This window comes from Micromonospora sp. NPDC049359 (assembly GCF_044466585.1).
GTDB lineage: Bacteria > Actinomycetota > Actinomycetes > Mycobacteriales > Micromonosporaceae > Micromonospora.
Genome location: NZ_JBITMW010000012.1, coordinates 118250 through 137013 on the forward strand (window position 1 = coordinate 118250; position 18764 = coordinate 137013).

At 71.3% G+C, this 18764-nt stretch carries 22 protein-coding genes; 13 read left to right on the forward strand and 9 right to left on the reverse strand.

Annotated features, from left to right (window positions below; genetic code table 11):
• Positions 1-256: 256 nt before the first annotated feature.
• The 6 genes from amcA (ACIBTX_RS25435) to ACIBTX_RS25460 all read left to right on the forward strand — a co-directional run bounded on the left by amcA (ACIBTX_RS25435) (position 257) and on the right by ACIBTX_RS25460 (position 3387).
• Entirely contained in the window at positions 257-421 is a 165-nt protein-coding gene (gene amcA / locus ACIBTX_RS25435; protein WP_196921378.1) for a multiple cyclophane-containing RiPP AmcA, read from the forward strand.
• Positions 418-765 carry a hypothetical protein gene (locus ACIBTX_RS25440; RefSeq protein ID WP_357127532.1) on the forward strand — a complete coding sequence of 116 codons (348 nt, stop codon included), beginning with the start codon at positions 418-420 and terminating at the stop codon, positions 763-765. Before amcA (ACIBTX_RS25435) ends, ACIBTX_RS25440 begins: the two co-directional genes overlap by 4 nt.
• Positions 762-1898, forward strand: coding sequence for a cyclophane-forming radical SAM peptide maturase AmcB (gene amcB, locus ACIBTX_RS25445; RefSeq protein WP_357394082.1), 1137 nt, complete (start codon positions 762-764; stop codon positions 1896-1898). The genes ACIBTX_RS25440 and amcB overlap by 4 nt, the downstream gene beginning before the upstream one ends.
• Positions 1895-2077 carry a multiple cyclophane-containing RiPP AmcA gene (gene amcA / locus ACIBTX_RS25450; protein WP_357127526.1) on the forward strand — a complete coding sequence of 61 codons (183 nt, stop codon included), beginning with the start codon at positions 1895-1897 and terminating at the stop codon, positions 2075-2077. The genes amcB and amcA (ACIBTX_RS25450) overlap by 4 nt, the downstream gene beginning before the upstream one ends.
• 62 nt (positions 2078-2139) lie before the next feature.
• Entirely contained in the window at positions 2140-2802 is a 663-nt protein-coding gene (locus ACIBTX_RS25455) for a pentapeptide repeat-containing protein (RefSeq protein WP_357127523.1), read from the forward strand.
• A gap of 15 nt (positions 2803-2817) precedes the next feature.
• Positions 2818-3387, forward strand: coding sequence for a kinase (locus ACIBTX_RS25460; protein ID WP_357127520.1), 570 nt, complete (start codon positions 2818-2820; stop codon positions 3385-3387).
• 17 nt (positions 3388-3404) lie between these two features.
• Here ACIBTX_RS25460 and ACIBTX_RS25465 read toward each other — a convergent pair whose 3' ends face one another.
• Positions 3405-3854, reverse strand: coding sequence for a hypothetical protein (locus tag ACIBTX_RS25465; protein ID WP_357127517.1), 450 nt, complete (start codon positions 3852-3854; stop codon positions 3405-3407).
• 119 nt (positions 3855-3973) lie between these two features.
• On the opposite strand from ACIBTX_RS25465, the gene ACIBTX_RS25470 reads away from it, so the two are divergent.
• A complete protein-coding gene (locus tag ACIBTX_RS25470; protein ID WP_357173129.1) occupies positions 3974-5215 on the forward strand; it encodes an FUSC family protein in 1242 nt (413 codons plus the stop codon).
• Here ACIBTX_RS25470 and ACIBTX_RS25475 read toward each other — a convergent pair.
• A complete protein-coding gene (locus ACIBTX_RS25475; RefSeq protein ID WP_357127512.1) occupies positions 5198-5623 on the reverse strand; it encodes a VOC family protein in 426 nt (141 codons plus the stop codon). The genes ACIBTX_RS25470 and ACIBTX_RS25475 overlap by 18 nt on opposite strands.
• Before the next feature lie 136 nt (positions 5624-5759).
• Here ACIBTX_RS25475 and ACIBTX_RS25480 point away from each other — a divergent pair, with 136 nt between their 5' ends.
• Positions 5760-7592: a glycoside hydrolase family 15 protein gene (locus ACIBTX_RS25480; RefSeq protein WP_357127508.1), complete on the forward strand. Its 1833-nt coding sequence runs from the start codon at positions 5760-5762 to the stop codon at positions 7590-7592.
• Positions 7593-7601: 9 nt separating this feature from the next.
• On the opposite strand, the gene ACIBTX_RS25485 is transcribed toward ACIBTX_RS25480, so the two are convergent.
• Positions 7602-8417: a DUF72 domain-containing protein gene (locus tag ACIBTX_RS25485; RefSeq protein ID WP_357173326.1), complete on the reverse strand. Its 816-nt coding sequence runs from the start codon at positions 8415-8417 to the stop codon at positions 7602-7604.
• A gap of 132 nt (positions 8418-8549) precedes the next feature.
• On the opposite strand from ACIBTX_RS25485, the gene ACIBTX_RS25490 reads away from it, so the two are divergent.
• A complete protein-coding gene (locus ACIBTX_RS25490) occupies positions 8550-9281 on the forward strand; it encodes a Clp protease N-terminal domain-containing protein (protein WP_357127506.1) in 732 nt (243 codons plus the stop codon).
• A 9-nt stretch (positions 9282-9290) separates the two neighbouring features.
• Here the strand turns inward: ACIBTX_RS25490 and ACIBTX_RS25495 are convergent, their stop codons facing one another.
• Both ACIBTX_RS25495 and ACIBTX_RS25500 read right to left on the reverse strand, forming a co-directional pair.
• Entirely contained in the window at positions 9291-9809 is a 519-nt protein-coding gene (locus ACIBTX_RS25495) for a hypothetical protein (RefSeq protein ID WP_124771885.1), read from the reverse strand.
• Between the two features lie 136 nt (positions 9810-9945).
• Entirely contained in the window at positions 9946-10131 is a 186-nt protein-coding gene (locus tag ACIBTX_RS25500) for a DNA repair protein (protein WP_357127501.1), read from the reverse strand.
• A 170-nt stretch (positions 10132-10301) separates the two neighbouring features.
• Here ACIBTX_RS25500 and ACIBTX_RS25505 point away from each other — a divergent pair, with 170 nt between their 5' ends.
• The gene (locus tag ACIBTX_RS25505) at positions 10302-10964 is read left to right on the forward strand and encodes a GNAT family N-acetyltransferase (protein ID WP_357127498.1); all 663 of its coding nucleotides are present in this window, start codon (positions 10302-10304) and stop codon (positions 10962-10964) included.
• Positions 10965-11199: 235 nt separating this feature from the next.
• Here ACIBTX_RS25505 and ACIBTX_RS25510 read toward each other — a convergent pair whose 3' ends face one another.
• Entirely contained in the window at positions 11200-12654 is a 1455-nt protein-coding gene (locus ACIBTX_RS25510; RefSeq protein WP_357127495.1) for a glycoside hydrolase family 3 N-terminal domain-containing protein, read from the reverse strand.
• Between the two features lie 165 nt (positions 12655-12819).
• Here ACIBTX_RS25510 and ACIBTX_RS25515 point away from each other — a divergent pair, with 165 nt between their 5' ends.
• Positions 12820-13995 (forward strand): ROK family protein, encoded by a 1176-nt coding sequence (locus ACIBTX_RS25515; protein WP_396833095.1) that lies wholly within the window; start codon positions 12820-12822, stop codon positions 13993-13995.
• A gap of 84 nt (positions 13996-14079) precedes the next feature.
• On the opposite strand, the gene ACIBTX_RS25520 is transcribed toward ACIBTX_RS25515, so the two are convergent.
• A complete protein-coding gene (locus tag ACIBTX_RS25520; protein WP_357127490.1) occupies positions 14080-15093 on the reverse strand; it encodes an ABC transporter permease subunit in 1014 nt (337 codons plus the stop codon).
• Positions 15090-16100, reverse strand: a complete 1011-nt coding sequence (locus ACIBTX_RS25525; protein ID WP_357127487.1) for an ATP-binding cassette domain-containing protein — start codon at positions 16098-16100, stop codon at positions 15090-15092. Before ACIBTX_RS25525 ends, ACIBTX_RS25520 begins: the two co-directional genes overlap by 4 nt.
• 131 nt (positions 16101-16231) lie before the next feature.
• On the opposite strand from ACIBTX_RS25525, the gene ACIBTX_RS25530 reads away from it, so the two are divergent.
• A complete protein-coding gene (locus tag ACIBTX_RS25530; protein WP_355052121.1) occupies positions 16232-17074 on the forward strand; it encodes an ABC transporter ATP-binding protein in 843 nt (280 codons plus the stop codon).
• 10 nt (positions 17075-17084) lie between these two features.
• Positions 17085-17981, forward strand: coding sequence for a ribokinase (locus tag ACIBTX_RS25535; protein WP_357128020.1), 897 nt, complete (start codon positions 17085-17087; stop codon positions 17979-17981).
• Positions 17982-17998: 17 nt separating this feature from the next.
• Here the strand turns inward: ACIBTX_RS25535 and ACIBTX_RS25540 are convergent, their stop codons facing one another.
• Entirely contained in the window at positions 17999-18727 is a 729-nt protein-coding gene (locus tag ACIBTX_RS25540; RefSeq protein ID WP_357127484.1) for a hypothetical protein, read from the reverse strand.
• Positions 18728-18764: the final 37 nt, after the last annotated feature.

Here is an 18764-nt window from a genome sequence, read left to right on the forward strand (position 1 = left end):
CGATGCCGGTGTCGGGGATGACTAACAGGGAGCTGCAGATGGAGGGATCGATGAGCGGCGCACCACACCACGGCTTGGGCCGCTGGCTCGGCCCGTCCTGGAACGAACTGTCTCGGTGTTCTCCCCGCCTGCGTACCGCCATGAGGGCTGCGTGGGTGGGTGATCGGCGGCCTGCTCCCAGCCGCCGTGATGCGGCGGCGGGCTCGCCATTCCCCCGGCGAGCCCGCCGCTCATCGATCCTGGCGGGGGTGGAGGCATGACGGTGTACGTATCGCGTAACGCGATAGCCAGCCAGTCCCGGCGCCCCGAGCCCAGGTGGACGTCCTCACAGGGTCAGGTGCGGCGCGCTGATCCTCCGCTGCTCACCTTCGTGTGGCGTCGGCTGTTCGAGCAGCAGGCCCGCGAGGGCGGTCGCCGGTGACCGGGCAGCAGCGCCGTCTGGCGGCGAACGGGCTCGCGCCAGCCGAGGTGGAACATCTGCCGATGCGCCCGCTGTGGCTGTGCCGCCGGTGCGGGCAGCCATGGCCCTGCGGCGCGGCGAAGCTCGCGCTCCTCGCCGAGTACCGGGAAGAGCCGGTGAGCCTGTTCCTCTACCTGGCCGGCTGCCTGCACGACGCGATCGACGACCTGCATCGGCTCAACCCGAGCGTCACAGGCAGCGCCGCCGACATGTTCGACCGGTTCCTCGGCTGGCCCGCCCGCCACACCCACGCCTACCGCGTCAGTACCACCACGGCCGCCAGCATCGAAGAGGCCTCCTCGTGAACGGCATCGGCCTCATCAACGCTACCGGCCAGCCGGCGGTCGCCGGCAGCTTCCACACCCTGGTCGTGCAGCCGACGAGCTTTTGCAACCTCGACTGCACCTACTGCTACCTGCCCGACCGGAGATCCCTCCGCCTGATGAGCAGCGCAGTCGCGCAGGCTTGCGCCGAGTCGATCGCGCAGCAGAACAGCGGCCATCCGGTGAGCGTCGTGTGGCACGGGGGCGAACCCACCGCAACACCCACCGGGTTGTTCCGGGATCTACTAGACCCATTCGAGGAGCTCCGCCGCGCGGGGATGGTGCGTCACGAGATCCAAACAAACGCGACGTTGATCAACAGGCAATGGTGCGAAGTTTTCGCCGCTCATGGGTTCGAGGTCGGGGTCAGTATCGACGGACCGGGCGCGTTGAACCGGAACCGCCTCGACCGGGCCGGCAACCCGACGGACGCCCGAACCCTGCGCGGCATACAGACCCTGGCCGAGGCAGGGCTGAGGTATTCGGTGATCTGTGTTGTCACCCCGGAAACCATCGACCACGCGGAAGCCCTCATCGACTTCTTCACCGGCCTGCCCGGCTGCGAGTCGGTGGGCTTCAACATCGAAGAGCAGGAGGGCGCTGACCGGGCACCGGTGTCGGAGGACGCCGCGTACCGGTTCTGGCAGGGCCTTATCGAACGTCGCGTCGGCGGCAGCCCGCTCCGGATCCGCGACGTGGACCGGCTGGCCGACTATCTCGCCGCCACCCGCGCTGGCCGCGTCGACCACGAGCCGTACGAGCCGATCCCGACCGTCTCTTGGGATGGACAGGTGGTGCTGCTGTCACCGGAACTGCTCGGCATCACCGAGCCGCGATACGGCGACTTCATCGTCGGCAACGTCCTTCAGCAATCCATTTCCGCCATGCTTGCCGGCGCCGGCGACCTGGGCTACGTCGCCGAGTTCATTACGGCCCTCAACGGCTGTGCCGACCACTGCGCCTTCTACGACTTCTGCCGTGGCGCCCAGGCCGGCAACCGCTACTTCGAGCACGCGACGTTCACCGCCCGAGAGACGACCTACTGCCGGACCACCCGACAGGCCCTCGTTCGCGCCGCCGCGGACCACCTCACCCCTCAAGGAGTAGCACCATGACCAATGCTCTCGCGATCCTCGTCAACGCCGCACCCGAGCAACTCGCTCGCCTCGGCGTCGACCCTGAGCGGTCAGTAGCGTCGATCGACGCGGCGAAGTTCGACAACCGCCCCGCCTGGGCTAACAAGGGTAAGTTCGACAGCCGACCCGGCTGGGACAACTGGAACAAGAAGAAGTAGCCCCAACCACGGGAATGCGCGGGGTGGCGTGCCCACCCCGCGCCTACACAGGTTGAGGACACATGCGCACCACCACGATCGGCGACGTGAAGGTCCTGCTGCCGGACCTCGAACCGGACGACCTCGACATCACCGCGGACCTCGCCGGCGGCCTCACCGAGGCTCTCGTCAACGGCGCGGCGTGGCACGGCTCGCACCTTGAGGACGCCCGCATCCGCAGCAGCCTGATCACCGGCGTGGACCTGAGCGAGAGCACCTGGGAGGCCGGCAGCCTCTACGGCTGCGAAATCACCCGCACCGACTTCTCCGGCGCGACCCTGACCGGCATCACCATCGAACGCTGCGCCATTACCGGCTCCCGGTTCACCGGCACCAGGCTCACCGACGTACGCCTCAAGGACGTCCTGTTCGACGGCTGCCGCTTCGACTACGCCACCTTCCAACGCGTCACCGCCGCCGGCTCGGTCGCCTTCACCGACTGCACTCTCACCAACGGCGCGTGGTCCTCCTGCCGACTACCTCGCATCGCGCTGCGGTCATGTGACCTCGCCGGACTGGAATTGGACTCCTGCCAGCTCGACGGCACCGACCTGCGGGGCAGCCGGCTCCAGGGCCTCAAGACGCCGCTGGACAACCTGCGCGGCGTCACCCTCGGCGAGGACCAGCTTCCTGACCTCACCCAGCTGACCGTCGCCGCCCTCGACCTCAGTGTCCGCAACGACTGAAGCCGAGGAGGCATCGTGCTCGCTGAACCCACTGGCAGCCCGGACACGATCCTCGTCTGCATCCGGGGCAACTCCGGCTCCGGCAAGAGCAGCATCGCCCGCGAGCTACGACGCCGGCACGGCCGGGGCTGCGCCCTGGTCGAGCAGGACTACCTGCGCCGCATCCTGCTGCGCGAACGGGACAAGCCCGGCGGCATCGCGCCTGCGCTGATCGCGCAGACCGTTCGGTTCGCGCTTGACCACGGCTATCACGTGGTGCTGGAGGGCATCATGCACAGCAGCCGCTACCGAAGCATGTTGACCGCGCTGCGGGACGACCACCGCGGCCGGTCGCTGTTCTGCTATCTCGACGTGTCGCTGGCCGAGACCCTGCGCCGGCACCTCACTCGCCCGCAGGCCAGTGAGTTCACCGCCGAGCACATGAGCGGCTGGTACGCCGCTCATGACGTCCTGGGCTGGCCTGACGAACTCGTCCTGCCGGAGACGACCGGCCTGGACGAGGCCGTCGAGGCCATCGCCGCTGCGTCCGGGCTACCCCAGAGCGGATGCGACGACGACCTGCTGCCCGGCCGGCCGTACTCGTGAAGGTGCCCCGAACGCTCTCAGGCCTTGGCGAACCTCGTGGTGAGTCGTGCGGTTGCCTTGACCTCGTACTTCAGGTGGTAGCCGGCGGCGATCACCATCGCCTCGGCGACCTTCGCCGCGTGCTCGTGGCCCTTGACGGCGGCGTTGGCGGCCAGGTCGACCGGCTGCCCGGTGGCGAGGCTGCCGGCCAGGGCGAGCAGTCGTTGGTCGTCGGCGGACAGGTGCTCGACCGCCGGTAGCGCGAGCAGCGCCGCCCAGTCGCGGATCACCGCCACCTGGATGTCGTGGCCGTCGTCGTACTCGGGGATCTGCACGACCTCGACCAGGTCCGCGAAGCCGGGTTGGTCCGGGAACTTGGTGAAGGTCAACAGGTGTACGGCGGCCTTCTCGGTGTCGGAACGGCCGACCCAAGCGCCGGCGCGGATCAGCGTACGGAGGGCGTCGGGGCTGAACTCGGAGGTGGACATGGCAGTGCCTCCTTCGCCGAGGGAATCCTCGTGTCGAGTACAGCAGACGTCGACAAGCATGGATCCCAAGCGATTGGCGCAGCCGGGATAGGTTTGCGCGCTCCGGGTAAGCGGCGCGGATGTGTGCCCACCAGGAGTCGGCGGCTGTCGGCGAGCCGGCGGACCACCGGGAGGCCCGGTTCGACCGCCTGCGGGCGTGGGCACAACGGGCGCTGCGCTCGCGTGCCTGGCGGCTGCGTCTGTTCGGTCTGCTCGCGGTGCAGGCCGGCGTCGCCGCCGCGATCGCCTGGTTCGTGGCGTACCAGTTCTTGGACAATCCGTCCCCGGTCCTGGCGCCGACGACGGCGGTCGGCATCGTGGCGGCCTCGATGGGGTCGCGCCTGCGGCGCACCATCGAGCTGCTGGTCGGGGTGACCCTGGGGCTGGCCGTCGGCGACGTGCTGATGCCGTTCTTCGGCATCGGGTTCTGGCAGACCGGTGTGGTCGTCGTGCTGGCGATAACGGTCGCCATCCTGCTCAAGGGGGGCGGTTCGCTGCTCACCCAGGCCGGCGGCACGGCGGTGCTGATCGCGACCCTGGAGCCGCCGCTACGGGACCTGTCCGTCCCCCGCTTCGTCGACGCGGCGGTCGGGGGGCTGGTCGGGCTGGGGGTCGGTCTGCTCCTGGTGCCCATCCATCCGCAGCGGACGCTGCTGCGGCTGGCCGAGCCGGTGGTCGGGCCGGCAGCCGACATCATGCATGACCTGGCGACGGCGCTACGTAAGCGCGATCTCGGGGACGCCGAACGGAGCCTGCGCGGGTTGCGCGAGCTCGATCCCCGCCTGGCCGCTCTCAACGACGGGCTCAGCGCCGCCCAGGAGGTGACGCGGCTCGCGCCCCTGCGGTGGCGCGACCGTGACTCCTTGGCCTTCCACACCACGGCGATCCGGCACCTGGAGCGGAGCCTGCACGGTTGCCGTTCACTGTGCCGGCGACTGACCACCGCGCTGAAGGACGACGAGCCGATTCCCGAGGAGTTTCCGCAGGCTATCGACCTGCTGGCCGACGCGATGCCAACGCTGCGCCGAGCTGTCCAGGTCGGTCGGGAGCCTCAGGAGACCCGCGACCAGATCCTGGCGGGCGTCGAGCTGGTCGGGCGGGCGCAGGGAGCCGTCCGGGACTCGACCCGCCCGCACATCCATCGTCTCGGCTATTCGGGTTTGGTCGCGGTGGGGGAGTTCCGGGCGGCCGCCCACGATCTGCTGATCGCCAGCGGAATCGAGACCGTGCGGGCGGCGGCCCTGGTGCGGCAGGCGGTGGATGAGGACTACCAGGATCGAGCGGCGGAAACGGGGACGCCGAGCTCAGGCCGCCCGGAGTGAGGCGAGGATGTCGAGGTAGTGCGGGTTGGTCATGACGCCCAGCACGTTGCCGAAGGGGTCCACCACCGACGCCGTCACGAAACCAGTGTCTCCGCGAGGCGTGATCGGTTGGTACTCGGTGGCGCCCAGGGCCAGGAGCCGTTCCACGGTGGCGTCGAGGTCGTCGACGTGCCAGTGCATGACCGCCCCGCCAGGCCCGCTCGCCGCGCCCGGGGGCGCGTACCGGCGGTCGATGATGCCCAGCTCCGCCTGGTAGTCGCCGAGGCGGAACTCGGTGTAGGCGGGACGCCCGTCCGGGCCGGGTCGCGAGAAGTAGGCCTCCTGGCCCAGGAACCGGGCGTACCAGTCGGTGGCCGCCGCCACGTCGTCGGCCCAGATGTTGAGGGTGGCGAATCCGCGCAGGCTCATCCGGTGTCCTTTCGTCGATGTCGTCGAACGGTCACGCTATCGGCGGCCACCGACACCCTCGCCGGATCTCGGGGCTGCGTTCGTGTAGCGACGGGTTTCCCGGGTAGTCGCCGTCAGCCTGACGAGGGGGGTCAGTGTGCAGACGCGATATCCGGGGATCGAGGAGCACGGCCTGATCGGCGACCTGCAGACCGCCGCGCTGATCAGTAGGGACGGAACGGTCGACTGGTTCTGCGCGCCGCGCTTCGACTCGCCGAGCGTCTTCGCCGCCCTGCTCGACCGCGACAAGGGCGGACACTTCCAACTCTCGCCCGACGAGATCGAGTATTCGAGCAAACAGCTCTACCTACCCGGCACGCCGATCCTGATCACCCGCTTCCACAGTGCCGACGGCGTGGGCGAGCTGTTGGACTTCATGCCCGTAACGGGCGAGCAGGCCACCGACCGGCACCGGCTGGTCCGGCTGGTCCGGATGGTTCGGGGAAGCATGCGGTTCCGCTTCGACTGCCGGCCCCGGTTCAACTACGGGCGCGACCCGTACGAGTTGGAGGTCCATCCGGAGGGCGACGTCTTTCGCAGCTCGACCCTCTCGCTCACCCTGACTGCGTTCAAGGACGCGAAACGGCTTGTCGACAACGGGGCGATCCACCGGGACGCGGAGGGCGTCTGCGTCCGTTACGAGTTGCACGAGGGCGACATCGGTGGGGTCGTGCTGGAGACGGCCTGCCCCCACCCACCCCGGGCTCTCACCACGGAAGAGGCCTGCGAACTGCTCGCCGAAACCCGGGACTACTGGCGTCGGTGGGCCCTGCGAACCTCCTACACCGGTCGCTGGCGGGAGATGGTCGAAAGATCGGCCATGACCCTCAAGCTCATGACGTACGCCCCGACAGGCGCCCTGGTCGCCGCGCCGACGGCGGGGTTGCCGGAGCAGATCGGCGGCCCGCGGAACTGGGACTACCGCTACACCTGGATCCGCGATGCCTCGTTCTCGGTGCACGCGCTGCTCAGCGTCGGTTTCACCGATGAGGCCCAGAAATATCTGTCGTGGCTCGAAGCGCGTATCCAGGAGGCCCACGACGGCGGCCTGCCACTGCAGATCATGTACCGCATCGACGGCTCGCCGGACCTCCCCGAAGAGGTGCTGCCGCACTTGGAGGGGTATCGCGGGTCGGCGCCGGTGCGGATCGGCAACGGCGCGGCGGGCCAGCTGCAACTGGACATCTACGGCGAGGCGCTGAACTCGCTGCACCTCGCCGACCAGAGCGGGCTGATGACGTCGTACGAGGGGTGGCGCAAGACGGCCGGCCTGATGGACTGGCTCTGCGACCACTGGGACCAGCCCGAGGACGGCATCTGGGAGACCCGGTCCGGCCGGCAGGACTTCACCTACGGGCGGATGATGTGTTGGCTCGCGTTCGACCGTGCCATCCGCATCGCGCACAATCGGGGGCGTCCCGCGAGCATCACCCGGTGGGCGGACCAACGCAACGCCGTTTACGAGCAGGTCATCGCACGGGGATTCCATCCGGGACGGCAGGCCTTCGTGCAGCACTACGGGAGCGACATCACCGACGCCTCGCTGCTCGCGATGCCCGGCGTCGGCTTCATCGCGCCGAACGATCCGATGTGGCTGTCGACGTTGCGGGCGATAGACAACGAGTTGGTGTCGGACAGTCTCGTCTACCGGTACGACCCGAAAGCCTCGCCCGACGGGCTCGTCGGCTCCGAGGGCACCTTCAGCATGTGCACCTTCTGGTACGTCCAGGCTCTCGCCCAGTCCGGACGGCTCGACGACGCCCGGTTGACGTTCGAGAAGATGCTGACCTACAGCACGCCGTTGGGGCTCTACTCGGAGGAGATCGCCCCCACCGGCGAGCAGATCGGCAACTTCCCGCAGGCGTTCAGTCACCTCTCGCTGATCAGCACCGCCCATCACCTCGACGCGCTGCTCGACCGACAGCCGTGACGTGGGTGCTCAGAAGAGGGTCAGCGGCTCGACGGAGATCGGGTCGGGCAGCGGGTCGAGACCCGGCACGTGGGCGCGTACCTCGTCGTGGAACCGCCGGGCGAGCCGCGGCGCGTCGGCGTTGTCCGGCGTGTGGACGAACATGGTGGGGGAGCGCCCCTCGCGCAGCCAGCCGGCGGTGACCTCGACCCAACGCCGCCACCCCTGCACGGTCCGGGTGTCGTCGTCGCGGCCCAGGTAGCGCACGATCGGGCGGTCGGTCAGCGCGACGGACCGCAGCGGCACCCGGGGTTTCTTCATCCAGGCGTCGCGTTCGGCGTCACTCGTCGGCGGGCGGCTGAAGAACGCGGTGGTGTCGAAGGGGATCCATTCGGCCGACGCCCCGGTCAGGGTCTCCTCGAGCAGCCGGGTCGCGCCGGGCTCGGTGAAGAACGCGGGATGGCGGACCTCCACGGCGTAGCGGTGGGAAGCCGGGAGCTGCGCGAGGAACCGGCCGAGCGTGGGTACGTCGGCCGGCGCGAACGACCCCGGTAGTTGAATCCAGAGGGCGTGGACGCGTGGGCCGAGGGGCTCGATCGCGTCCAGGAAGGCGTGCAGCGGTTCGTCGGCGTTGGTGAGCCGACGTTCGTGCGTGACGACCTTGGGCAGCTTGAGGACGAATCGGAAGCCGGCGTCGGTCTGCGCCGCCCAGGATGCCACGGTGTCCTGGGTCGGGGTCGCGTAGAAGGTGGTGTTGCCCTCCACGGCGTCGCACCAACTGGCGTAGTGCCGGAGGCGTTCTCCGGACGGCAGCGAGTGCCCCGGCCACGACCGGTGACTCCACATGGCGCACCCCACGTGCAGACGCATGCCGGCCCCTCCTCCGCTGTGCGGCCGCGCCCACCCTAGCGGGCGTCTCGCGACTGATGTCGTCAACCAGTGGTTGACGGAATGCGGGCGTCAACCTATGGTTGACGCATGACCGAACCTTTCCAGATGAGCAACCCCGTCAAGCTCGACGACCTCATCCAGGCGATCAAGAAGGCGCACACCGACGCGCTCGACCAGCTCACCGACGCGGTGATCGCCGCCGACCATCTCGGTGAGGTCGCCGACCACCTGATCGGGCACTTCGTCGACCAGGCCCGGCGCTCGGGAGCGTCGTGGACCGACATCGGCCGCAGCATGGGGGTCAGCAAGCAGGCCGCCCAGAAGCGCTTCGTGGCCAAGGGCTCCACCGAGGCCGCGGCGCTCGATCCGAACGCCGGCTTCGGCCGGTTCACCCCGCGAGCCCGCAACGTGGTGATGGCCTCGCAGGAAGAGGCCCGCGCCGCCGGGAACCCCGAGATCGGCCCCGCGCACCTGGTGCTCGGGCTGCTGGCCGAGCCGGAGGGGTTGGCCGCCCGGGTGCTGGTCGGTCGGGGTGCCACCCCCGAGGCAGTGCGGGAGGCCGTCGGCGCCGTCCTACCGCCGTCGGTCGACCAGGTTCCGGACCTCATCCCGTACGACGCGCGCGGCAAGAAGGCGTTGGAGCTGACCTTCCGGGAGGCGCTGCGCCTCGGGCACAACTACATCGGCACCGAGCACATCCTGCTCGCCCTGCTGGAGCAGGAGGACGGTGCCGGCGTGCTCACCGACCTAGGCCTCGACAAGGCGGCGGTCGAAGCCGACCTGTCCGCCGCCCTCGCCGCCGCCGTCGCGCAACAGTAGGAACCGGGGTCAGGACGCCTCGGGGAAGCCGTAGCGCAGGGCGTGCTCCGGATCGGCCGGGTCGATCTGGCGCACGCCCGCGTCCGCGAGCCGCTTGTTGACCTCGTCGAGCTGCTCGCGGACCAGCCGGGCCTCCTCCTCGGTGACGCGGCCCCGGTGCGGCTTGCCGGCGTGCTCCAACGTGCCGTAGTCGATCTTTTCGGCGCTCTTGCGGGCCTTGGGCGGGCGGACCCGTTCGGCCGTCTTCAACAACTGCGCCATCGGGACGTCGGTGGCCATCGCGTCGAACTCGCTCGCGGTGAGGACGACCCGTCGGGGCTCGCCCCCGCCGTGCCGGTCGTGGATCTCGACCACCGCCACGTCCAGCGCGGCGTCGTCGATGTTCTCCACCTCGCCCGGGGTGGCGTCGAGCTGCACGGGCCCGGCGACCAGGTCCGGGTGCTCCAGGACGACGACACGAACCACCTCGTCGTCCTGCTGCAGAACGGTTCCGGTGAAGTCGGAGACGTGGATCGTCTTCTTGCCCATGCGCGGAGCTTCTCCTGTCGTAGGCCGGGTGCCGGACCTGGAAGAAATTACCCGACAGGTGTGCGAATGCCGTCGCTGGTCCTCCTGCGGTGTGTCGTCCCCGACGCTGTCCGTCGTAGCTGACGCGTCGGTGTGTTCAGCGCCGGTTGAGGCCGTGCCGGCTGGAGCTGGCCGGCAGCTCGTTCAGCGCCGCCCAGGGCAGCCCGCCCGTCGCACGGACCACCCGGTACCCCGCCTGGGTGGGGGTGCCCTCGGCGGTGCCCGCCGCTCGCCAGAGTCGCGCGGGGTGCTGGTGGAAACGGTCGTTCGGCTGAATCGGCATGCCCATACCGTGGCAGAGAAAGGTGTCCAGATAGGGAAATGCCTATGACGGTCGATGTCGCGAGCTGATTCCCGGATCTCGGGCAGCGTCCCACCCTGGCGCGATGGTCCGCCCGGTCGAGCCGCCCGGGCGTACGGTGATCACGACGTGTGGGGCGACGGGAGGTACGCATGCTGGACCGGCGGTTGCAGCTGCACCTCGCCTCCTGGCTCGGCCAGTGGCCGGCCGGACCCGGGCTGCACGTGGTCGCCTCGCGCCGGCGGGCACTGCCGGCCTGGGACGGCCGGCTGCGTCCGGCCCTCGCCGTGGACACCGGTCGGAGCGCGGTGCTCTCCGTCGCGCCGGACCGGGCCGCCGCTATCCGGGCGTTGGTCGAGCGCACGCCGGAACGGCTGCTCGCCGCGCTGCCGGAGGCTGTCGGGCACCCCGCCTTCTGCGTGCACGACGGCCCCTTCCGCTGGACTCTCTCGCCCGCGCCCCTGCCCGACGCGGGCGAGTGGGTCGCCTCGACGACCCCTGGGCTGCCGCCCTGGCTGCGGCTGTTCGACCGGCCGGTGCTCGTGGTGCGCGATGCCGACGGCGGCTACCTGGCGGGCGCCGCCATCAAGCGCCACGACGCGTACGGGCACGAGCTTGCCGTCGGCACCGCGCCGGCGGCCCGCGGCCGTGGCCTCGCACGTCGGCTGGTGGCGCAGGCGGCGCGGCGGGTCCTGGACGAGGGCGCGGTGCCGACCTACCTGCACGAGCGGGACAACCAGGCCTCGGCCCGGGTCGCGGAGGCGGCGGGTTTCCCGGACCGGGGTTGGCGGGCGTACGGGGTGTATCCGCGCTGAGGTGGGCTCAGTGCGCGGACCGTGGATCCCGGGCCGGATCCACGGTCCGCAACCTGCCCCCAGGCCCCGGTTCGCTCCGATCGGCCGTGCCACTGACACGCCGATCCGATATCGATCACGCTACGTATCGAAACTGCAAGCTGCAAGATGCGAGCAGTCGGGTCGGAGTGTCGAATTGTGGACTTGACCTGCGACGAAGCGCGGTGACGTTGGCGAGCCGATCAGTAACGCAGGGTCAACCCGCGAGGCCGAGCGCCTCCGCCGCCGCCCGTCCGTTGGCGTGGCTCGCGCCGTACGTGGTGACGAACGCCCGTGCGCCGGACGGTCGCCACGCCCCCGGCCAGCCCATCTCCACGACGGTCACCGGATGCGCGGCGGCCAGCGCGTCGACCAGTTCCGGGCCGCCGGGCAGCCGATGCAGGTGCCGCCCGACCAGCACGATCGGCCGGTCCCCGGCCAGCTCGCGGACGGCCGCCTGATCGGTCTCGCTGGCCACGACGCGGATCTCGCGTCCACCGTCGAGGTGTGGGCCGAGGCCCCACGGCACCCGGCCCTCGGCCATCGTGGACTCGGTGTGCAACTGGACCACCAGCGGCTGGTCCAGGTCGGTGAGCAGTCCCTCCACCCGCACCGCCCGGCGTGCCACCGCGTACCCCAGGTCGGGGTCGGGGGTGGCCGACGACCGGCCGGCGGCCCGGGTCCAGGCGGCGAGCGCGGCGGCGCGGCCGGCCGCCTCCTCGACCCGGGCGACCGGCAGCCGGCCGTCGGTGGTCGCCGCGGCGATCTCGGCGGCCACGCGCTCGACCAGCGCGGCGTCGACCTGCGCGCCGATGCAGAGCAGGTCGGCGCCGGCCGACAGCGCCCGTACGGCGGCCGGCCCGACGCCCCCGGCGGCCACCGCCGCGCCCTTCATCTCCAGGGCGTCGGTGATCACCGTGCCGGTGAAGCCGTACTCGGCGCGCAGCAGGTCGACCAGGACGGCCCGGCTGAAGGTCGCCGGACCGTCGCCGGTCAGCGCCGGCACCCGGATGTGCGCGGTCATCACGGCCTGCGTGCCGGCCGCGACGACCGCGGCGAACGGCGGCAGGTCGCGCTGGCGGAGCAGTTCCAGCGGTACGTCCACCGTGGGCAGCTCGTGGTGGGAGTCGGTGACCGTCGCGCCGTGTCCGGGGAAGTGCTTGGCGCAGGCGGCCACACCGGCGGCCTGGAGGCCACTGACGGCCGCGGCCGAGTGTGCGGCCACCCGCAGCGGGTCGGCGCCGAACGAGCGGGTGCCGATCACCGGGTTGTCGTCGGCGGTGTTCACGTCGACGGTGGGGGCCAGGTTGACGGTGACGCCCAGCGCGGCCAGCTCTGCGCCGATCGACTGGTAGACCCGGCGGGTGAGCGCCACGTCGCCGACCGCGCCGAGGGCGGCGTTACCGGGGTACGGGCTGCCGGTGGCGTGGGCCAGCCGGGTCACGTCGCCACCTTCCTCGTCGATGGCGATCAGCACGTCCGGCCGGCCGGCGCGCAGCGCCGCCGTGCTCGCCGCCACCTGCGCGGGGTCGTGCACGTTCGTGCCGAACAGGGTGTGCCCGGCCAGGCCGTCGGCCACCAGGTCGACCGCCCAGCGCGGCGGGACCGCTCCCGGGTACGCGGCGAGCAACGTGCCCAGCGCGAGCCGGCGCAGTCCTGGATCGAGCCCCACGAGATTTCCCCCTTCGCTTCCCGTGGATACGAACGTGTACCCGCGGTGGTCGTCGCCCTGCCGGGTTGGCCGAGCACTCTGCCTCGGGGTGACCGTTACGCTACGGCTACCCGTTCGCAGGTCGGTTTACAGTTAGCAAAGTTTACTAAAACTAGAGGACGTGGCATGAGTGCGACCCGGCTGCCCGGCACCCCCCGCCTGTTGCGGGCGCTCAACGACCGTGCGGCGCTGGAACTGCTCCTCGAGCGGGGACCGCTCACCCGGGCCCGGCTCGGCGAGCTGACCGGCCTGTCCAAGGTCACCGCCTCGCAGCTCGTCGAGCGCCTGGAGGAGCGTGGCCTGGTCAGCCGGGTCGGCGAGCAGGCCGGCGGGCGAGGGCCGAACGCCCAGCTCTACGCCGTACGCGCGAGCAGCGCGCACGTCGTCGGGGTGGACGTCGGGCCGGACCGGGTGGTGGCCGCCTGCGCCGACATCACCGGCGCCGTCATCGGCCGGGTGGAGCAGTCGACGCGGGACACCGACGATCCGGTGGGCGTGGTGCACAACGCCGTGGTGCAGGCCGCCAGCAGCGCCCAGGCGCAGCTCAGCAGCGTCCGACGGATCGTGCTCGGCACGCCGGGCCTGGTCGATCCGCAGACCGGCGACATCACCTTCGCCTTCAACCTGCCGCGCTGGCACAGCGGTCTGCTGGCCGCGCTGCGGGACGACCTGCACACCCCGGTGGTCTTCGAGAACGACGTCAACCTGGCCGCGGTGGCCGAGGCGCAGTCCGGCGCCGCGCAGGGCGTGGCGGACTTCGTCCTGGTCTGGGTGGGTGCCGGTGTCGGCCTGGCGATCATGTTGGGTGGGCGGCTGCACCACGGCAGCAGCGGAGCGGCGGGCGAGATCGGCTACCTGCCGGTGCCCGGCGCGCCCATCCCACGCGATGTCTCGCGGCGCGCGAAGCCCGCCTTCCAGCAGGTGATCGGCGGTGACTCGGTGCGCTCGGTGGCCCGTGAGCACGGCTTCTCCGCGTCGGACGCCGCCGGCGCGGTGCGTGGGGCGGTCGAGGCCGGCGCCGCCGGTGGCCCGATGCTCGACGAGTTGGCCCGCCGGCTCGCGCTCGGCGTGGCCAGCACCTGCGTGGTGCTCGACCCGCCGTTGGTCGTGCTGGCCGGCGAGGTCGGCCAGGCCGGCGGCACGGCGCTCGCCGACCGGGTGCAGCGGGAGGTCGCCGCGATCACCCTGGTCCGGCCGCGGGTGGTGCCCACCGGCCTCACCGAGGAGCCGATCCTGCGGGGTGCCCTGCGTACCGCGTTGAACGCCGTCCGTGACGAGGTGTTCGGCTCCACCGTCGGCTGAGCCCGCTGCGGCGGTCATGTGAAGGAATATTTCACCGCTGGCCGCCCGGCTGCAAGCTCTTGCCACCGGGCGGCCGTTGCCACCTCAGTTCAGATCACGGCGGCGGAAGGCGGCGAAGGCCAACACGGTCAACCCGCCGGCGACCGCGAGCAGCACCGCCAGCGACGGTCTCCAGGTGAGGGTGTAGAAGCCCTCGCAGGACGTGCCGCTGAAGTTTCGCCGACAGAGCTGGGAATCCCAGATCCGTACCTCACCGCTGAGCCACGCCCCGACGTACGTGGAGAGCATCATCTGTTCCGGCCGCCGGGCGTCGACGATCGCCAGCACCAGCCGGGCGCCCAGCTCCCACACCACCGCGTACGCGGCGACCACTCCGAGCGCCGCCGACGTGTGCCGGCCCAGCGTCGCGATGGCGAAACCTGACGCGGTGGCCAGCAGCACCAGCACCAGGCCACGGCCGTGGATGGCGCCCAGCGAGCTCCAGAAGTCACCGTCGAGCCGACCGGCAAGCCCGGCGGTCTGCCCGATCACCCAGAAGGTGGCCAGGTAGGCCACCGAGGCCACCACCGCCAGCGCCAACATGGCAGCCAGCAGGGTGCCCAGCTTCGTGCCCAGCACCGTCAGCCGGCGTGGCCGCCACAGCAGCAGGTTCACCACCCCACCGGAGTTCAGGTCCGCCCCGATGTACGAGGCGCCGACCAGGAAACCGAACAGCACCAGGAACGCGATGAGGAAGAACAGCAGCGGTTTGGCCTGCTCGGCGAAGTTGAACACCCCCGACAGGTAGTCGGACGCGATCGGCAACCGGTCCTGCTGGGCCGGGTCCATGTCGGAACAGTCGGCGGGCAGGTAGTCCTGGGTGTCGGGGGTCGAGATCCCGTCCCGCCGGGCCAGGCACTGCTGGTAGCTGACCTCCATGCTCCGCCGCGCCTCGATGGCCTGCTGCCGCGCCGAGGAGAGTTCCTGGGCGCTCGGCTGATGCGACCCGGCCAGCGTGGTCGCGGCCGTGATGCCGAACGCCAGCACCAGCAGGACGATCATGAGCTGCACGAAGCGGCGTGCGGAGAGGCGCTCCAACTCGGCCCGGACCAGGTTCACGCGTCCACTCCCCGTACGTCGAGATCGATCACCGGCGCGCCGTCGGCGTCGATTGGTCGTGCCGCCTCGTCGACCTGGCGGGGCACCGAGGGGTGCTTCCCGGCCCCGGTCAGCTCCAGGAAGACGCTCTCCAGGTCGGGTCGCAGCGGCGTCAGCTCGGCGACCCACAGATCCTGTTCACCGAGGACGCGGCTGATGATCGTCGGGTCGGTCGCTCCGCTCACCACCAGCGTCTCGCCCTCGACGGCAGCCGTCAGCTCCGCCGCACGCAGCACGTCGGCGGCGCGCTCGGGCTCGGCCACCCGGACCAGGAACTCGTGCCGGTCGTGACCCGCCAGCACCTCGTCCACCCGGCCGGCCGCCACCCGCCGCCCCTGCGAGATGATCGTGACGTGGTCGCAGATCAGTTGGATCTCGCCCAGGATGTGGCTCGACACCAGCACGGTCACCCCCGCCGCGGCGAGTGACCGCATCAGGTCGCGCATCTCGCGGATGCCCGCCGGATCGAGGCCGTTCGCCGGCTCGTCGAGGATGAGCAGACGCGGATCCTTCAGCAGCGCGGACGCCACCGCGAGCCGCTGCTTCATGCCCAGCGAGTAGCCCTTTACCCGCTCGTCGCCCCGGTCGCGCAGGCCCACCAGCTCCAGCGTCTCGTCCACCCGCGAGATCGGCACCCCGCCGGCGCGGGCCAGCAGCCGCAGCGTACGACGACCCGTGAAGTTGCCGAAGAACTGCGGACTCTCCACGATGGCGCCGACCTGCCCCGCCACCCGGGGCAGCAGCTCCGGCGACGGCTGGCCGAACACCGTCATCCGGCCGCTGTCGGCGCGGACCAGCCCGAGCAGGGCGCGCAACGTGGTGGTCTTACCCGAGCCGTTGGGCCCCAGGAAACCGTGGATCTGGCCGGCCTCGACCAGCAGGTCGAACCCGTCGACCGCCACCCTCCTGCCGTTGCGCAGACTGCGGAAGGTCTTGCGCAGACCCTCGATCTCGATGACCGCGCTCATCCGCGCGGCGCCAAACCTCGACCGGGCATGGGCCGTCCCTGGGGTGTGGTGATCAACGACACGGTGCCTCACCCTATGGCCAGAGCGCCGCCCGTGGGGGGCACGCCACTCCTGCGTGGTTGGATGGTCGGGTGACTGGTGACCTGATCCCCGGCGCTGCCGGCGCCGCGCCTGCCGCCGCACCCGTGGACCCGGATCTGGTGGTCAGCCTCGACAGCGTGGGCGTACGCCGCTCCGACAACGCCCTGTTGCAGGACCTGACCTGGCGCGTCGAGCTGGACGAGCGCTGGGTGGTGCTCGGCCCCAACGGCGCGGGCAAAACCACCCTGCTCAACCTGGCCGCCGGCCGGCTGCACCCCACCACCGGCGTCGCGTACGTCCTCGGTGAGCGGATCGGCCGCACCGACATCAACGAGCTGCAGACCCGCATCGGGCTCACCACGGCCGCGCTCGCCGCGCGGGTGCCCGCCGACGAGCAGGTCAGCGACGTGGTGGTCACCGCAGCCTGGTCGGTGGTCGGACGCTGGCGGGAGAGCTACGAGCACGGCGATGTGGCGCGGGCCAGGGCGCTGCTCAGCCAGCTCGGCGTCGGCAACCTCGCCGAGCGCCGCTACGGCACCCTCTCCGACGGCGAACGCAAGCGCGTCCAGATCGCCCGGGCGCTGATGACCGACCCGGAGCTGCTGCTGCTCGACGAGCCCACCGCCGGGCTCGACCTCGGTGGCCGCGAGGACCTGGTCGGCCGGCTGGCCGAGCTGGCGTACGACCCGGACGCCCCCGCCATGGTGCTCGTCACCCACCACGTGGAGGAGATCCCGCCCGGGTTCACCCACGCGCTGCTGCTGCGCGAGGGCGCGGTCGTCGCCCAGGGCCTCCTGGCCGAGACGTTGACCGGCGACAACCTCTCCAAGACCTTCGGTCTGCCGTTGGTGGTCGAGCGCTCCGGCGACCGCTACACCGCGCGCGCCGCCTGAGCGGGTGACCATGTCGCCGACGCGGGTGGTGGTGGTGGGCAGCGCCAACATGGACCTGGTCGCGATGGCCCCCGCGCTGCCCCGGCCGGGCCAGACCATGCTCGGCACCGACTTCGTGATGGTGCCCGGCGGCAAGGGCGCCAACCAGGCCATCGCCGCCGTCCGGGCCGGCGCCTCCTGCACCTTCCTGGGCGCGATCGGCTCCGACGCGTTCGGCGTGACGCTCCGCGCCCGCATCACGGCGGCCGGCGTGGACACCGGTCACCTGCGGGTGGCGTACGGCACGTCCGGCGTGGCGCTCGTGATGGTGAACGGCCAGGGGGAGAACGCCATCGTCGTCACCCCCGGCGCGAACGACGCGCTGGTCGGCCTCACCGAGGAGGAGTTGGTCGCGGTACGCGAGGCGGACGTCCTGGTCGCCCAGTTGGAGATCCCGGTGCGCACGGTGACCGCCGCGGCGCTGGCCGCCCGCGCCGCCGGCACCCGGGTCGTCCTCAACGCCGCACCGGCCCGGGACCTTCCTCCGGAACTGTTCGAAGCCGTGGATTTGCTCGTCGTCAACGAGGGTGAGGCGCAGGCGTTCACCGGCCGGGGCCGGGACTACCCGAGGGCGCTGCTCGACCTGGTGCCCCGCGCGGTACTCACCCTCGGTGACGCGGGGGCCTGGTACGTCGACCGGGAGGGCGTCGAGGTGCACGTGCCCGCCGTCAGAGTTGACGTGGTCGACTCCACGGCGGCCGGCGACGCGTTCACCGCCGCGCTGGCGGTCGGCTGGGGCGAGGGACGGGACGTCGTCGACGCCGTACGCTGGGCGGCGGCGGCCGGCGCGGCCTGCGTACGCAAGCTCGGCGCCTCGGTGGCACTGCCGCAGCGGGCCGAGATCGACGCGCTGTACGAGCCGGGCTGACCGCCCGTCCCGCGCGGTCAGTCGACCGGTTCGTCGCTCAGTTTCTCGCCCCGTCGGCGCAGCATGCCGAGGCCGGGGATGCCGGCCACGGCGAGCTTGAGGTCACGGGTGACATCGAGCAGGTCGTGCAGGTCGGGCCCGACCCGGTCCAGGGTCGCGAGGATCGGCAGGATGTCGGCGGTCAGGTGCTCCTTGAGCTTGGGCAACTCGTCGATCAGGTGGATCGCCGCCGTGATCTCCTCGTGGCTCAACTCCGCCACGAACCTGTCGGCCATCGGCGCGGCCCGGCGCAGCGCCGGCTCGTACGCCGCCAGCAGTTCGGCCGCCGTGGCCGCGGCCCGCGCGGCCGTGTCCACGGTGACCGCGGCGTTGCCGGCCACCGCGTCGGCCCCGGTGACCACCGTGCCCGCGAGGCGTGCGACCTTGTCGGCCTCGTTCACCACCACGGCGGCTGCGGCGGCCACCTCGGTGGCCGTGTCGACGGCGGTGGTCGCGGCGGCGCTGATCACCGCCACCTCACGGACCGCCGTCTCGGCGTCGGTGAGCACCCCATCGGTCCGGTCCAGGGTCGTCTCGATCCGATCGACCACGCCGTTGATCCTGGCCAGCAGCGCTTCCACCCCGTCCAGCACCGCGAACGCGCGGGCGGGCACGGCGGCGAACGAGGCAGCCGAGCCGAGCGCCTGGTCGAGGGCGGAGCGGGTCAGGCCGACCACCGCGGTTGGTGTGGGGAGGGGGAGCGCCATGGGGTCAAGTGTGCGTCGGTCCTGCCACAACCGCTCG

Excerpts from the sequence above, each read along its gene's own strand:
- ACIBTX_RS25490 (WP_357127506.1), top strand. The coding sequence starts at position 8,550 with ATGACCGAACCTTTCCAGATGAGCAACCCCGTCAAGCTCGACGACCTC.
- ACIBTX_RS25495 (WP_124771885.1), bottom strand. The coding sequence starts at position 9,809 with ATGGGCAAGAAGACGATCCACGTCTCCGACTTCACCGGAACCGTTCTG.
- amcA (WP_196921378.1), top strand. The coding sequence starts at position 257 with ATGACGGTGTACGTATCGCGTAACGCGATAGCCAGCCAGTCCCGGCGC.
- ACIBTX_RS25515 (WP_396833095.1), top strand. The coding sequence starts at position 12,820 with ATGAGTGCGACCCGGCTGCCCGGCACCCCCCGCCTGTTGCGGGCGCTC.
- ACIBTX_RS25475 (WP_357127512.1), bottom strand. The coding sequence starts at position 5,623 with ATGAGCCTGCGCGGATTCGCCACCCTCAACATCTGGGCCGACGACGTG.
- ACIBTX_RS25455 (WP_357127523.1), top strand. The coding sequence starts at position 2,140 with ATGCGCACCACCACGATCGGCGACGTGAAGGTCCTGCTGCCGGACCTC.
- ACIBTX_RS25485 (WP_357173326.1), bottom strand. The coding sequence starts at position 8,417 with ATGTGGAGTCACCGGTCGTGGCCGGGGCACTCGCTGCCGTCCGGAGAA.
- amcA (WP_357127526.1), top strand. The coding sequence starts at position 1,895 with ATGACCAATGCTCTCGCGATCCTCGTCAACGCCGCACCCGAGCAACTC.
- ACIBTX_RS25525 (WP_357127487.1), bottom strand. The coding sequence starts at position 16,100 with ATGAGCGCGGTCATCGAGATCGAGGGTCTGCGCAAGACCTTCCGCAGT.
- ACIBTX_RS25505 (WP_357127498.1), top strand. The coding sequence starts at position 10,302 with ATGCTGGACCGGCGGTTGCAGCTGCACCTCGCCTCCTGGCTCGGCCAG.
- ACIBTX_RS25465 (WP_357127517.1), bottom strand. The coding sequence starts at position 3,854 with ATGTCCACCTCCGAGTTCAGCCCCGACGCCCTCCGTACGCTGATCCGC.
- ACIBTX_RS25540 (WP_357127484.1), bottom strand. The coding sequence starts at position 18,727 with ATGGCGCTCCCCCTCCCCACACCAACCGCGGTGGTCGGCCTGACCCGC.
- ACIBTX_RS25500 (WP_357127501.1), bottom strand. The coding sequence starts at position 10,131 with ATGCCGATTCAGCCGAACGACCGTTTCCACCAGCACCCCGCGCGACTC.
- ACIBTX_RS25470 (WP_357173129.1), top strand. The coding sequence starts at position 3,974 with ATGTGTGCCCACCAGGAGTCGGCGGCTGTCGGCGAGCCGGCGGACCAC.
- ACIBTX_RS25535 (WP_357128020.1), top strand. The coding sequence starts at position 17,085 with ATGTCGCCGACGCGGGTGGTGGTGGTGGGCAGCGCCAACATGGACCTG.